12 protein-coding genes are annotated in these 13,127 nt (G+C 59.0%); 8 read left to right on the top strand and 4 right to left on the bottom strand.

From position 1 onward, the window contains the following. Positions 1-33 precede the first annotated feature (33 nt). Entirely contained in the window at positions 34-924 is an 891-nt protein-coding gene (prpB, locus tag RMV17_RS09205) for a methylisocitrate lyase (RefSeq protein ID WP_034152882.1), read from the bottom strand. Further along, positions 921-1,643: a GntR family transcriptional regulator gene (locus RMV17_RS09200; RefSeq protein ID WP_311887027.1), complete on the bottom strand. Its 723-nt coding sequence runs from the start codon at positions 1,641-1,643 to the stop codon at positions 921-923. The genes prpB and RMV17_RS09200 overlap by 4 nt, the downstream gene beginning before the upstream one ends. Positions 1,644-2,000: 357 nt before the next feature. Between RMV17_RS09200 and RMV17_RS09195 the strand changes: the two genes are divergently transcribed. From RMV17_RS09195 to pabB, 4 genes are all read left to right on the top strand, one after another. After that, a complete protein-coding gene (locus RMV17_RS09195; protein ID WP_016983749.1) occupies positions 2,001-2,537 on the top strand; it encodes an ATP-dependent zinc protease in 537 nt (178 codons plus the stop codon). A 5-nt stretch (positions 2,538-2,542) separates the two neighbouring features. Further along, entirely contained in the window at positions 2,543-4,078 is a 1,536-nt protein-coding gene (locus RMV17_RS09190) for an inactive transglutaminase family protein (protein WP_102900791.1), read from the top strand. Continuing rightward, the gene (locus tag RMV17_RS09185) at positions 4,078-5,064 is read left to right on the top strand and encodes an alpha-L-glutamate ligase-like protein (protein WP_077571819.1); all 987 of its coding nucleotides are present in this window, start codon (positions 4,078-4,080) and stop codon (positions 5,062-5,064) included. The genes RMV17_RS09190 and RMV17_RS09185 overlap by 1 nt, the downstream gene beginning before the upstream one ends. A gap of 247 nt (positions 5,065-5,311) precedes the next feature. Continuing rightward, complete coding sequence (gene pabB, locus RMV17_RS09180) at positions 5,312-6,655, top strand: aminodeoxychorismate synthase component I (protein ID WP_311886308.1); 1,344 nt, start codon at positions 5,312-5,314, stop codon at positions 6,653-6,655. A 94-nt stretch (positions 6,656-6,749) separates the two neighbouring features. Here the strand turns inward: pabB and thrH are convergent, their stop codons facing one another. Further along, the gene (thrH, locus tag RMV17_RS09175; RefSeq protein WP_095047760.1) at positions 6,750-7,367 is read right to left on the bottom strand and encodes a bifunctional phosphoserine phosphatase/homoserine phosphotransferase ThrH; all 618 of its coding nucleotides are present in this window, start codon (positions 7,365-7,367) and stop codon (positions 6,750-6,752) included. A 165-nt stretch (positions 7,368-7,532) separates the two neighbouring features. On the opposite strand from thrH, the gene RMV17_RS09170 reads away from it, so the two are divergent. The 3 genes from RMV17_RS09170 to RMV17_RS09155 all read left to right on the top strand — a co-directional run bounded on the left by RMV17_RS09170 (position 7,533) and on the right by RMV17_RS09155 (position 11,167). Then, complete coding sequence (locus tag RMV17_RS09170; protein WP_034152888.1) at positions 7,533-8,267, top strand: phosphoadenylyl-sulfate reductase; 735 nt, start codon at positions 7,533-7,535, stop codon at positions 8,265-8,267. A 578-nt stretch (positions 8,268-8,845) separates the two neighbouring features. Further along, the gene (locus tag RMV17_RS09160; RefSeq protein ID WP_311886307.1) at positions 8,846-10,384 is read left to right on the top strand and encodes an NCS1 family nucleobase:cation symporter-1; all 1,539 of its coding nucleotides are present in this window, start codon (positions 8,846-8,848) and stop codon (positions 10,382-10,384) included. A 54-nt stretch (positions 10,385-10,438) separates the two neighbouring features. Next, positions 10,439-11,167: an aspartate/glutamate racemase family protein gene (locus RMV17_RS09155; protein WP_311886306.1), complete on the top strand. Its 729-nt coding sequence runs from the start codon at positions 10,439-10,441 to the stop codon at positions 11,165-11,167. 118 nt (positions 11,168-11,285) lie between these two features. Here RMV17_RS09155 and RMV17_RS09150 read toward each other — a convergent pair whose 3' ends face one another. Then, positions 11,286-12,212 (bottom strand): LysR family transcriptional regulator, encoded by a 927-nt coding sequence (locus RMV17_RS09150; protein WP_311886305.1) that lies wholly within the window; start codon positions 12,210-12,212, stop codon positions 11,286-11,288. A 126-nt stretch (positions 12,213-12,338) separates the two neighbouring features. Between RMV17_RS09150 and RMV17_RS09145 the strand changes: the two genes are divergently transcribed. Beyond that, a complete protein-coding gene (locus tag RMV17_RS09145) occupies positions 12,339-13,085 on the top strand; it encodes a 3-oxoacyl-ACP reductase family protein (protein WP_034152891.1) in 747 nt (248 codons plus the stop codon). Positions 13,086-13,127: the final 42 nt, after the last annotated feature.

Here is a 13,127-nt window from a genome sequence, read left to right as displayed (position 1 = left end):
TAGGAGCTGCCGCAGGCTGCGATCTTTTGATCTTTATTTCTTCGCGGCAAACAACGCATCGAGCTTCTGCTCGAAGGTGTGGTAATCGATGCGATCGTAAAGCTCCATGCGAGTCTGCATGGTGTCGATGACATTCTGCTGCGTGCCATCGCGGCGGATCGCCGTGTAGACGTTTTCCGCCGCCTTGTTCATCGCGCGGAACGCCGACAGCGGATACAGCACCAACGACACGTCGGCGCCGGCCAGTTGCTCGGTGGTGTAAAGCGGCGTTGCGCCGAACTCGGTGATGTTGGCCAGGATCGGCGCCTTCACACGGTTGGCGAACAGCTTGTACATTTCCAGTTCAGTGATGGCTTCCGGGAAAATCATGTCGGCACCAGCCTCGATGCACGCGGCTGCGCGATCGAGTGCCGACTCCAGACCTTCCACCGCCAGCGCATCGGTGCGCGCCATGATCACGAAGCTGTCATCGGTGCGGGCATCAACGGCGGCTTTGATGCGGTCGACCATTTCCTGCTGGCTGACGATCTCTTTATTCGGACGGTGGCCACAGCGCTTGGCGCCGACCTGATCCTCGATGTGAATCGCCGCTGCGCCAAACTTGATCATCGATTTGACCGTGCGCGCCACGTTGAACGCCGACGAGCCGAAACCGGTGTCGACGTCGACCAGCAGCGGCAGATCGCAAACGTCGGTGATGCGGCGCACGTCGGTCAGCACGTCATCCAGACCGGTGATGCCCAGATCCGGCACGCCGAGCGAGCCTGCGGCCACCCCGCCACCGGACAGGTAGATCGCCTTGAAACCAGCGCGCTTGGCCAGCAGCGCGTGGTTGGCGTTGATCGCGCCGACCACCTGCAATGGATGCTCGCTGGCGACCGCATCGCGGAAACGCTGGCCTGGAGTGCTGTGCTTGGAACTCATGACTCACCTCGTTCAGTGGCTGTCTTATTGTGGGCGCCGTCCTGGTAATGACGGGCGATGTTGCGTTTCGAGGCGCCGATGTGACGGCGCATCAACAATTCCGCGAGTTCGCCGTCACGGTCGGCGATGGCATCGAGAATCCGGTGGTGTTCGGCGAAGGCCTGGCGCGGGCGGTTCGGCGTGGTCGAGAACTGGATGCGGTACATGCGCACCAGTTGGTACAGCTCACCGCAGAGCATCTGCGTCAGCGTGCGGTTGCCGCTGCCCTGGATGATCCGGTAGTGGAAGTCGAAATCGCCTTCCTGCTGGTAGTAACCGACGCCAGCCTGAAACGCGGCGTCGCGCTCGTGGGTTTCCAGCACCCCGCGCAGTTCATCGATTTCTTCGACGCTCATGCGTTCGGCCGCCAGACGGCAGGCCATGCCCTCGAGGGATTCGCGGATTTCGTAGAGTTCGAGCAATTCGGCGTGGCTGAGCGAGACCACCCGCGCACCAACGTGCGGTACGCGCACCAGCAGGCGCTGGCCTTCGAGCCGATGAATCGCCTCACGCAACGGCCCGCGGCTGATGCCGTAGGTGCGCGCCAGCTCCGGCTCGGAGATCTTGCTGCCCGGGGCGATCTCACCTTTGACGATGGCCGCTTGAATGCGCCGGAAGACGTTTTCCGAAAGCGTCTCGGAATCGTCGCCGCTGATGACCGGGGGATCGAGTTGATCCAGCATGATTGTCGACACCTTTAAATCCGATGCGGCAAAAACTAGCCAATTAGCCCGCATCAGTCAAAGGATAAATAGGTATTGTCGACAATCGTCTAATAACCTTAAAAGATCGCAGCCTTCGGCAGCTCCTACATTGGATCGGCGTATACCCTGTAGGATCTGCCGAAGGCTGCGATCTTTTGATCTTCTATAGACCGCCCCCAGCGCTGGCGCCATAAAACCACCGTGCTAGAATGCCGCCCGCATTTGCTGGCCATTTGTACGGCTTGTCATATAAAGCTGCCAGGCACACGAAGGGCCTTGCGCAAGTTTTGCCAAGGACCTGAACCGAAAACGGAACGCTGCGCACCAGGATTTATGAGACTCAAGCCTTTTCCCACATTTTTTGCCCTGTTTTGCCTGCCCGGCCTCGCCGCCGCGGGGGAAAAAACCGTGTACGGCCTCAACGAATACGCTTCGCTTGACGGCATCAATCTCGAAGTCGCGGCCAAACTCGACACCGGCGCGAAAACCGCCTCGCTGAGTGCCCGCGACATCAAACGCTTTAAACGCAACGGTGAGTCCTGGGTGCGTTTCTACCTGGCCATCGACGCCGCGCACTCCCACCCGATCGAACGGCCGCTGGCGCGGGTCAGCAAGATCAAGCGCCGTGCTGGCGACTACGACCCGGAAGAAGGCAAGAAGTACACCGCCCGTCCGGTGATCGAGCTGGATATCTGTATGGGATCAGCGATGCGCAGCATCGAAGTGAACCTGACCGACCGAAGTGCGTTCCAATATCCGCTTTTGATCGGCTCCGAAGCACTTAAACGCTTCGACGCGCTGGTCGACCCCAGTCTTAAATACGCTGCCGGCAAACCCGCCTGCACCATCGCCGCTCATACCGCCGAGTAATTTCCATGCGTTCTCTAACCTTCCACCTGAAAATCCTGATCACCATTCTGGTGCTCCTGGGCGTTTCGGTTACGGCCTATCAGATTTTCGTACTCGGCATCCCGGTGACCGAAGATGCGACCGACGACTTGTGGAACATCGACGCCAAGGTCGAGTTCGTCGCCAGCACCAAGGATCCGGTGAAGATCCAGATGTTCGTGCCACCGTTGAGCCGCGACTACGTCAGTCTCAACGAGAGCTTTATCTCCAATAACTACGGCGTCGCCGTCAACCGCGTCGACGGCAACCGCAAGGTCACCTGGTCGGCGCGTCGGGCCAAGGGCAACCAGACGCTTTATTACCGTTTGGTGCTGACCAAGCGTTACACCGCCGAAAAATCCAAGATCAAAGGCCCGACCTTCCGCGACAGCATCGCTATCGAAGGCCCTGAGAAAATCGCCGCCGAAGCCCTGCTTGCGCCGATTCGCCAGCATTCGGCCGACGTCGAAACGTTCATTGGCGAGGCGATCAAACGCGTCAACAACGTCAACGATGACAACGTGAAACTGCTGCTGGCCGGCGATCCGTCGACGCCGCACAAAGCCAAAATCGTTGAACTGCTGTTGTCCATCGCCCACGTCCCGGTGGAAAAAGTCCACACCATCCGCCTCGTCGCCGACCAGCCACAAATGCCTGAACTGTGGCTGCGCAGCTTCAACGGCAACGACTGGCTGTACTTCAACCCGGAAACCGGCGAGCAAGGCCTGCCGACCGACCGCCTGCTGTGGTGGACTGGCGATGAAAACCTGATCACCGTCGACGGTGGCAAGAAAGCCAACGTGACCTTCAGCCTGAACAACAGCGAGATGAATGCGATTCGTCTGGCCAAGCTGACCGACGAAAACACCGACGCCAACTTCCTCGAATACTCGCTGTACGGCCTGCCGCTGCAGACCCAGCAGACGTTCATGATCATGGTGATGATCCCGATCGGTGTGCTGGTAATCCTGATCCTGCGCAACCTGATCGGCCTGCAGACACTCGGCACGTTCACCCCGGTACTGATCGCCCTCGCCTTCCGCGAAACACAGCTGGGCTTCGGCATTCTGCTGTTTACCGTGATCACCGCGCTGGGCTTGTCATTACGTTCGTATCTGGAACACCTGAAGCTGCAAATGCTGCCGCGACTCTCGGTGGTATTGACCTTTGTCGTGGTGTTGATCGCGGCCATCAGTCTGTTCAGCCATAAGCTGGGTCTGGAGCGCGGCTTGTCTGTTGCGCTGTTCCCGATGGTGATTCTGACCATGACCATTGAACGTCTGTCGATCACCTGGGAAGAGCGCGGCGCCAGCCATGCGATGAAAGTCGCGATTGGTACGCTGTTCGCCGCTTCTCTGGCGCACCTGATCATGACCGTGCCTGAGCTGGTGTACTTCGTGTTCACCTTCCCGGCGATCCTGCTGATTCTGGTCGGTTTCATGCTGGCGATGGGTCGCTATCGCGGCTACCGCCTGACCGAACTGGTGCGTTTCAAGGCTTTCCTGAAGAAGGCTGACGCCTGATGTTCGGTTTCTGGAAGACCTGGAAGGCGCTGGAGGCGCGCGGCATCATGGGCATCAATCGGCGTAACGCCGACTATGTGCTCAAGTACAACAAGCGCAGCCTGTACCCGATCGTCGATGACAAGATCATCACCAAGGAACGCGCCATCGAGGCCGGCATTCACGTGCCGGAGCTGTATGGCGTGATCTCCACCGAGAAGGAAATCGACAAACTCGACGAGATCATCGGCGGGCGCAGCGACTTCGTGATCAAACCGGCGCAGGGCGCGGGCGGTGACGGCATCATCGTGATTGCCGACCGCTTCGAGGGCCGCTATCGCACGGTGTCTGGCAAGATCCTCGCCCATGAGGAGCTTGAGCATCACATCTCGAGCATCCTTACCGGTTTGTACTCGCTGGGCGGCCACCGTGACCGCGCGCTGATCGAATACCGCGTGACCCCGGATCAGATCTTCAAAAGCATCAGTTATGAAGGCGTGCCGGACATCCGCATCATTGTGCTGATGGGCTATCCAGTGATGGCGATGCTGCGCCTGCCAACCCGGCAGTCCGGCGGCAAGGCCAACCTGCACCAGGGCGCGATTGGCGTCGGTGTCGATCTGGCGACCGGTTTGACGTTGCGCGGCACCTGGCTGAACAACATCATCACCAAACACCCCGACACCACCAACGCGGTGGACGGCGTGCAACTGCCCTACTGGGACGGTTTCATGAAACTTGCCGCCGGCTGCTATGAGCTGTGCGGGTTGGGCTATATCGGCGTTGATATGGTGCTCGATCAGGAGAAGGGTCCGCTGATTCTGGAGCTGAATGCGCGGCCGGGGCTGAATATTCAGATTGCTAACGACTGTGGGCTGACGTTGCGTACGCACGCGGTGGAAGCGCGACTGGAAGAGCTGAAGGCGCGTGGGGTGACGGAGACGGTTGAAGAGCGGGTGGCGTTTACTCAGGAAATGTTTGGGCATATTCCAGCCGTCGAGGGCTGAAGCTGGAAAGCCCCTCACCCTAGCCCTCTCCCAGAGGGAGAGGGCTAGGGTGAGGTGGATGTTCGAGGTACGCCGACCTGACCGTCTTGAGTAAAACTCAGGCTTTGAAAAGCATGAAGATCAGCTCCCTTCCCCCCTCGCCCCCTTGGGGGAGAGGGTTGGGGTGAGGGGGAGGCTTTTGACTTTGATCTGGCATCGGAGAGGACTACAATCCCCTCCCCGCCTCAACGGCCGATCTGCCCCGCCCATGTTGACCTGTTCCGTACACCCGCTGCCCTACCGCGCCAATCCCGCCGACTATTTCGCGGACATCCGCAACGCCCCCGGCGCCGTGCTGCTCGACAGTGGCCGGCCAAGTGCCGACCGTGGCCGTTATGACCTGCTCAGCGCCTGGCCGCTGGAACAACTGGCGGTGTTGCCGGACGAGAGCGGCGAGCATTTCCTGCAACGTCTGCGAAACAATCTGAGTCGCCTCGGCGAGGCTGATTTGCCTGCCGGTTTCGAGCTGCCATTCACTGGCGGCTTGATCGGCTATCTGAGCTACGACTTCGGCCGGCACCTGGAAACCCTTCCGAGTCAGGCCCGCGATGATCTGCAGTTGCCGGATGCACGCTTTGGCCTGTACGCCTGGGCACTGATCAGCGATCACCAGACGGCCACCAGCCAATTGGTCTTTCATCCGTCCGTGCTCGACAGCGAGAAACAGCGGCTGATCGCACTGTTCACCGAGCCGCACGCTGAGGCACTGGCACCGTTCAAACTGAACAACCCGATGACCGCCGACCTAGCGGCCGCCGAATACCGTCAGGCCTTCGAACGCATCCAACATTACATCCAGGCCGGCGATTGCTATCAGGTCAACTTCGCTCAACGTTTCCGCGCATCGTGTCAGGGTGATCCCTGGCTGGCTTACTGCGCATTGCGCGAAGCTTGTCCGACACCGTTCTCCGGTTTCCAGAGCCTGCCCGACGGCGGCGCCGTGCTGAGCCTGTCACCCGAGCGCTTCGTCAAAGTCAGCCAGCGCCAGGTGGAAACCCGCCCGATCAAAGGTACTCGCCCGCGCGGCCTGACACCCGCCGAAGATGCCGCCAACGCCGCCGAACTGCTGGCCAGCCCCAAGGATCGCGCGGAAAACCTGATGATCGTCGACCTGCTGCGCAACGATCTCGGCCGCACCTGTCGCATCGGTTCGGTACGAGTACCGGAGCTGTTCAGCCTGGAAAGCTATCCGAACGTGCATCACCTGGTCAGCAGCGTGACCGGTGAATTGGCGGATGACCGCGATGCACTGGATCTGATTGCCGGCAGCTTCCCCGGCGGCTCGATCACTGGCGCGCCGAAGATTCGCGCGATGCAGATCATCGATGAACTGGAGCCGACGCGGCGTGGATTGTATTGCGGGTCGCTGCTGTATCTGGACGTGCGCGGCGAGATGGACAGTTCCATCGCGATTCGCAGTCTGTTGGTCAAGGATGGGCAGGTGTGTTGCTGGGGCGGCGGCGGGATTGTTGCTGATTCGGACTGGCAGGCGGAGTATCAGGAGTCGATCACCAAAGTCAGAATCCTCCTCGAAACCCTGCAGAACCTTTAAAAGCTTAAAGCTTCGCGAGCAGGCTCGCTCCCACAGGGTGAATGCATTCCAAATGTGGGAGCGAGCCTGCTCGCGAAGGGGCCCTTCCAGATGACTACAAACTCAACTCTCTGTTAGAGGCTTTGAGGAATTCCTGCTTCAACTCGGCAAACGTATGCACCGCCGGAAACTGCGGGAACTCACGAATCACATTCTCCGGCGCATGAAACAGAATCCCGGCGTCCGCCTCGCCCAGCATCGTCGTGTCGTTATACGAATCCCCCGCCGCAATCACCCGGTAATACAGGCTTTTGAACGCCAGCACCGACTGACGCTTGGGATCTTTCTGACGCAACTGATAGCTGGTCACTCGCCCGGTTTCGTCAGTAATCAGACGATGGCAAAGCAAGGTCGGGAAGCCCAGTTGACGCATCAACGGCTGCGAGAACTCGTAGAACGTGTCCGACAGAATCACCACCTGAAAGCGTTCGCGCAGCCAATTGACGAACTCCACCGCGCCGTCCAGCGGCTTCAGTGTGGCGATCACTTCCTGAATATCCGACAGCTTCAAGCCGTGCTCATCGAGGATGCGCAGACGCTGCTTCATCAGCACGTCGTAATCGGGAATGTCCCGGGTTGTGGCCTTGAGGGATTCGATTCCGGTTTTTTCGGCGAAGGCGATCCAGATTTCCGGCACCAACACCCCTTCAAGATCCAGGCAAGCAATTTCCACAAGACACTCCCGTTTGTATTGATTATTTGAGTCGAGCGAGGCCGAACTCTAGCGACTCACATGCAGACGCGCAACGCACAGCACGTCCCCGAGCCGTGCAGCTTTTTGTTACCATCAGCGCCATATAGAGCGCCCAGCGCCACCGACCTGTAGGAAGCCGCCCTGATGAGTGCAACGTTCGACGTCGTGGAACTCGCCACGACCTATGCCAACAAATCCGCGCAAGACATCCTCAAACTCGCGTTTGCCGAGTTCGGTGATGATCTGTGGATATCTTTCAGCGGCGCCGAGGATGTGGTGCTGGTGGACATGGCCTGGAAGCTCAACAAGAACGTCAAGGTGTTCAGCCTCGACACCGGCCGCCTGCATCCGGAGACCTACCGCTTCATCGATCAAGTTCGCGAGCACTACAAGATCGACATCGAACTGGTGTCGCCGGACTACACGAAACTGGAACCGTTCGTGAAGGAAAAAGGCCTGTTCAGTTTCTACAAGGACGGCCATGGCGAATGCTGCGGAATCCGCAAGATCGAACCGCTGCGGCGCAAACTGTCCGATGTCAAAGCCTGGGCTACCGGCCAGCGCCGCGACCAGAGCCCGGGCACGCGTAGCGCCGTGGCAGTGATGGAGATCGATACCGCGTTCTCCACCCCGGAGCGCACCTTGTACAAGTTCAACCCGCTGGCGCAGATGACCAGCGAAGAGATCTGGGGTTACATCCGCATGCTCGAGCTACCGTACAACAGCCTGCATGAGCGCGGCTTTATCAGCATCGGCTGCGAACCGTGCACCCGCCCGGTCCTGCCGAACCAGCACGAGCGCGAAGGCCGCTGGTGGTGGGAAGAGGCGACGCAGAAAGAGTGTGGGCTGCATGCCGGGAATATCATCAGCAAGGCGTAAACCTTCTGAATAGTTACGCCATTCCCTGTGGGAGCGAGCTTGCTCGCGAAAGCGTCGTGTCAGTCACTGGACTGCGTCACTGATATACCGCATTCGCGAGCAAGCTCGCTCCCACAAGGTGCTGCAGCGACTCTGAAAATGTGTACACACGAATGTCACCATCGGTGCCATTTATGTGTGCACTTTTTTATTTCCACGCCCTGAAAAGTTACATCACGCCTAAAAATTCCCCGCCCTCGCCCGCTGTCAAAATCCCCCGCCAAAAATAAATACTTGGTCAATCGGTCAATTTTTAACCAATTATTTTCAGACACTTAGCGCTCATCGATAACTTTTCGAAATGAGCACTGCTGCGCATAGATCAACGACTGGCACAAATCTGGCTTAGGTGCATACATGTTTTGTATACAAAACTGCAAAACATACACACTTTCGATCCGCAAGCCTGAAGCGCCCTATCCCGTACAGGCTGCAGATGCCCCATAACCAGTGATGCTTTCACTGCCGCGACGAAGATTTGTCGAGCCTGACGGCTTATGCACAGTCATCGTGGCCTTGAACATCAGGAGCCTGCCGGAATGCGTACAAGTCTCTCCAATAACATCGCGCTGAATCTGCCCGCCTCTGCTCTCGATCAACCGTCGCCGCACGATGGCCTGATTGAGCCGCTGCAACTGAGTCCGCGTCTGCACAACAGCGATCTGGCGCCAACCAAGGCCGAAGGTCGACGCTGGGGCAAATACAGCATCTTCGCCCTGTGGACCAACGATGTGCACAACATCGCCAACTACTCGTTCGCCATTGGCCTGTACGCCCTGGGCCTGGGTGGCTGGCAGATTCTGCTGTCGCTGGGGATTGGTGCGGCGCTGGTGTATTTCTTCATGAACCTGTCCGGGTACATGGGGCAGAAAACCGGCGTACCGTTTCCGGTGATCAGCCGGATCAGTTTCGGCATCTATGGCGCGCAAATTCCTGCATTGATCCGGGCGGTTATCGCCATCGCCTGGTTCGGGATTCAGACGTATCTGGCTTCGGTGGTGTTCCGAGTGCTGCTTACGGCGGTCCATCCCGGATTCGCCGAATACGACCACAACTCGATTCTCGGTCTGTCCACTTTGGGTTGGGTGTGCTTCGTGGCGATCTGGTTCGTGCAGCTGGCGATTCTGGCCTATGGCATGGAGATGGTTCGTCGTTACGAAGCGTTTGCCGGGCCAGTAATTCTGCTGACCGTCGCCGCCCTCGCCACGTGGATGTACTTCCAGGCCGACGCGACCATCGCCTGGTCGATCCGCGAACCGCTGACCGGTGGCGAGATGTGGCGCAACATCTTTGCCGGCGGCGCGTTGTGGCTGGCGATCTACGGCACGTTGATTCTGAATTTCTGCGACTTCGCCCGCTCTTCGCCGTGCCGCAAAACCATCAAGGTAGGAAACTTCTGGGGTTTGCCGGTGAATATTCTGGTGTTCGCTGCGATTACCGTCCTGCTCTGCGGTGCGCAATTTCAGATCAATGGCCGGATCATTGAAAGCCCGACCGAGATCATCGCCTCGATTCCCAACACCTTCTTCCTGGTGCTCGGCTGCCTGGCATTCCTGATCGTCACTGTGGCGGTGAACATCATGGCCAACTTCGTCGCCCCGGCCTTCGTGCTCAGCAACCTCGCGCCGAAGTACCTGACTTTCCGCCGCGCCGGCTTGATCAGCGCGACCATCGCAGTGCTGATCCTGCCGTGGAATCTCTACAACAGCCCACTGGTGATCGTCTATTTCCTGTCTGGCCTCGGCGCCCTGCTCGGCCCGTTGTACGGGGTGATCATGGTCGACTACTGGCTAATCCGCAAAGGCCGGATCAACGTCCCGCAGCTCTACAGCGAAGATCCCAACGGCGCTTATTACTACAGCCTCGGGGTCAATTTCCGCGCGGTGGCGGCGTTTATTCCTGCGGCATTGATCGCCATCGTCCTGGCGCTGGTTCCAGGCTTCCACAGCGTCTCACCGTTCTCCTGGCTGATCGGCGCGGGGATTGCCGGAATGCTTTACCTGATCATCGCCAAGCGCCAGCCGCACTACGCCGATATCAGCGGCGAATCGATCGCTGTCGACAACGTCTGCCATTAATTCCCTCGCGGCCCGGTTTCGGGCCGCAGAACTGCCCGCTATAAGGATTTCTCCATGCGTATTCTCGTGGTCAACGTCAACACCACCGAATCCATCACCGAGGCCATCGCCCGTTCAGCGCAGACTGTTGCGTCACCCGGTACCGAAATCGTCGGTTTGACGCCGTACTTCGGTGCCGACTCGATTGAAGGCAACTTCGAAAGCTATCTGGCGGCCATCGCGGTGATGGATCGGGTGATGGCCTACGATCAGCCGTTCGACGCGGTGATTCAGGCCGGTTACGGCGAACATGGTCGTGAAGGTTTGCAGGAATTGCTCAACGTACCAGTGGTGGACATCACCGATGCAGCGGCGAGTACGGCGATGTTTTTGGGGCATGCGTATTCGGTGGTGACCACGCTGGATCGCACCGTGCCGCTGATTGAGGATCGGTTGAAACTGTCCGGTCTGTGGGATCGTTGCGCTTCGGTACGGGCCAGTGGTTTGGCGGTGCTGGAACTGGAACACGAGCCGCAGCGTGCCCTGGAAGCCATCGTGCATCAGGCAGAACTGGCGGTTACGCAGGACAAAGCCGAGGTGATCTGCCTGGGTTGCGGCGGCATGGCCGGGCTGGATGAGCAGATTCGTCGGCGTACCGGGGTGCCGGTGGTGGACGGGGTGACGGCGGCGGTGACGATTGCGGAATCGCTGGTTCGATTGAAGTTATCAACCTCGAAAGTGCGGACTTACGCGACACCGCGACCGAAGAACATCATTGGTTGGCCGGGGCGGTTTGCCCGCTGAGGTAATCCTCGGAAACCGAGTCGCCCCATTCGCGAGCAAGCTCGCTCCCACATTTGGAATGCATTTCCCTGTGGGAGCGAGCTTGCTCGCGAAGGCCGCACCTCGGTCTGATGCCTGCTCAGATGGCACTAAACCGCTGCGCCAGCCCCATCTCGGCAAACTGCTCAATCAAAAAATCCACAAACGCCCGAGTCTTGCCCGGCAACAATTTATGTTCGGCGTAGTAAATCGAAATATTGCCATCATCGACAAACCAGTCCGGCAGCACCCGCTGCAACGTCCCCGCCTCCAGATAGCTCACCGCAAACGGCATGCTCACCAGCGCAATCCCCAAGCCTTGCGCCGCCGTCCTGCAAGCCGCCTCGGAATCGCTCATGGTCATCCGCGCCCTGAGCATCAACGGCCGACAATTCTGTGGATTGCGTCCGGTCAATTGCCAAGAACGCACGCGTCCGGTTTGCGGCGAGCGGATCAGAATCCCGTCGTGATGGCTCAGGTCGTCCGGTTCGAGGATCTCGGGATTGGCCTGTAAATAGTCGGTAGACGCGACCAATATCCGATGCGCCGGGCTCAACTTGCGTGCGATTACGCCCTGCGGCAGTTCGAAACCGCCACCAATGGCCGCATCAAAGCCCTGTCCGATCAGATCGACCTGTCGATTATCGAAATGCCAGTCCGGATTGATCGCCGGATATCGCCGCAGAAACTCACCGAGCATCGGCACGATATGCAGACAGCCAAACGCTGCGCCCATGCTGACTTTCAGCGTTCCCGCCGGCAGCCCTTCGACGCTGGACAGGTTGGCCACGGCATTTTGAATCGTCGTCAGACTACCGCTGACTTGATCCAGAAAAAGTTGCCCGGCCTCGGTAAGCCTCAAGCTGCGTGTACTACGCTGGAACAGCCGCACGCCGAGCCGAACCTCGAGTTTGGCCACGCTCTTGCCGACTGCCGCCGGAGTCAGACTCAAGCGTCGAGCAGCCTCGGCAAAGCTGCCGACTTCGGCACTGCGCACGAAGCATTCGATGCTGCTGAAGGTTTCCATGATCGCCACTATAAACTTCTGGTTTACACAGACTATAGCAATCATGGTCTACACAGTTGTCGATACCACGCCGATACTCGGCACCAACACCAAGGCATCCTGCCTTGAATAGTCTGGAGATCGAACATGACCACTCAACACCTCGGCGGCAAAGTCGCTCTGATTCAAGGCGGTTCCCGTGGTATCGGCGCTGCCATCGTCAAACGTCTGGCCGCTGAAGGCGCTGCAGTAGCCTTCACTTACGTCAGCTCCACCGCCAAAGCCGAAGAGTTACAGAACAGCATCACCGCCAACGGCGGCAAAGCCCTGGCGATCAAGGCTGACAGCGCCGATGCCGCCGCCATTCGCCACGCCGTCAGCGCCACCGTCGAAGCCTTTGGCCGCGTCGATATTCTGGTCAACAACGCTGGCGTACTGGCCGTCGCACCGCTGCAAGACTTCAAACTTGAAGACTTTGACCAGACCGTGGCAATCAACATTCGCAGCGTGTTCATTGCCTCGCAAGAAGCCGCCAAACATATGGGCGAAGGCGCACGCATCATCAACATCGGCAGCACCAACGCTGACCGCATGCCCTTCGCCGGCGGCGGTGTGTATGCAATGAGCAAGTCGGCACTGGTCGGTCTGACCAAAGGCCTGGCCCGCGACCTCGGCCCTCGTGGCATCACCGTCAACAACGTGCAACCCGGCCCGGTCGACACCGACATGAACCCGGCGCACGGTGATTTCGCCGAAAGCCTGATTCCACTGATGGCTGTGGGTCGTTACGGTAAAGCCGAAGAAATCGCCAGTTTCGTCGCCTACCTGGCAGGCCCGGAAGCCGGTTACATCACCGGTGCCAGCCTGACCATCGACGGTGGTTTCGGCGCCTGATTTATCTGAGCCGACTGAACGAAAAACGCCGCCCCTCTTGTT

Origin of the sequence: Pseudomonas sp. VD-NE ins (genome assembly GCF_031882575.1) — a bacterium.
GTDB classification, from domain to species: Bacteria; Pseudomonadota; Gammaproteobacteria; order Pseudomonadales; family Pseudomonadaceae; genus Aquipseudomonas; species Aquipseudomonas fluorescens_BZ.
This window is presented reverse-complemented; position numbering and strand designations above follow the sequence as displayed.

Bases quoted from the DNA above. Each gene is read 5' to 3' on its own strand.
- prpB (WP_034152882.1), bottom strand. From the start codon at position 924: ATGAGTTCCAAGCACAGCACTCCAGGCCAGCGTTTCCGCGATGCGGTC.
- RMV17_RS09195 (WP_016983749.1), top strand. From the start codon at position 2,001: ATGAGACTCAAGCCTTTTCCCACATTTTTTGCCCTGTTTTGCCTGCCC.
- RMV17_RS09190 (WP_102900791.1), top strand. From the start codon at position 2,543: ATGCGTTCTCTAACCTTCCACCTGAAAATCCTGATCACCATTCTGGTG.
- RMV17_RS09185 (WP_077571819.1), top strand. From the start codon at position 4,078: ATGTTCGGTTTCTGGAAGACCTGGAAGGCGCTGGAGGCGCGCGGCATC.
- pabB (WP_311886308.1), top strand. From the start codon at position 5,312: ATGTTGACCTGTTCCGTACACCCGCTGCCCTACCGCGCCAATCCCGCC.
- RMV17_RS09170 (WP_034152888.1), top strand. From the start codon at position 7,533: ATGAGTGCAACGTTCGACGTCGTGGAACTCGCCACGACCTATGCCAAC.
- RMV17_RS09160 (WP_311886307.1), top strand. From the start codon at position 8,846: ATGCGTACAAGTCTCTCCAATAACATCGCGCTGAATCTGCCCGCCTCT.
- RMV17_RS09155 (WP_311886306.1), top strand. From the start codon at position 10,439: ATGCGTATTCTCGTGGTCAACGTCAACACCACCGAATCCATCACCGAG.
- RMV17_RS09150 (WP_311886305.1), bottom strand. From the start codon at position 12,212: ATGGAAACCTTCAGCAGCATCGAATGCTTCGTGCGCAGTGCCGAAGTC.
- RMV17_RS09145 (WP_034152891.1), top strand. From the start codon at position 12,339: ATGACCACTCAACACCTCGGCGGCAAAGTCGCTCTGATTCAAGGCGGT.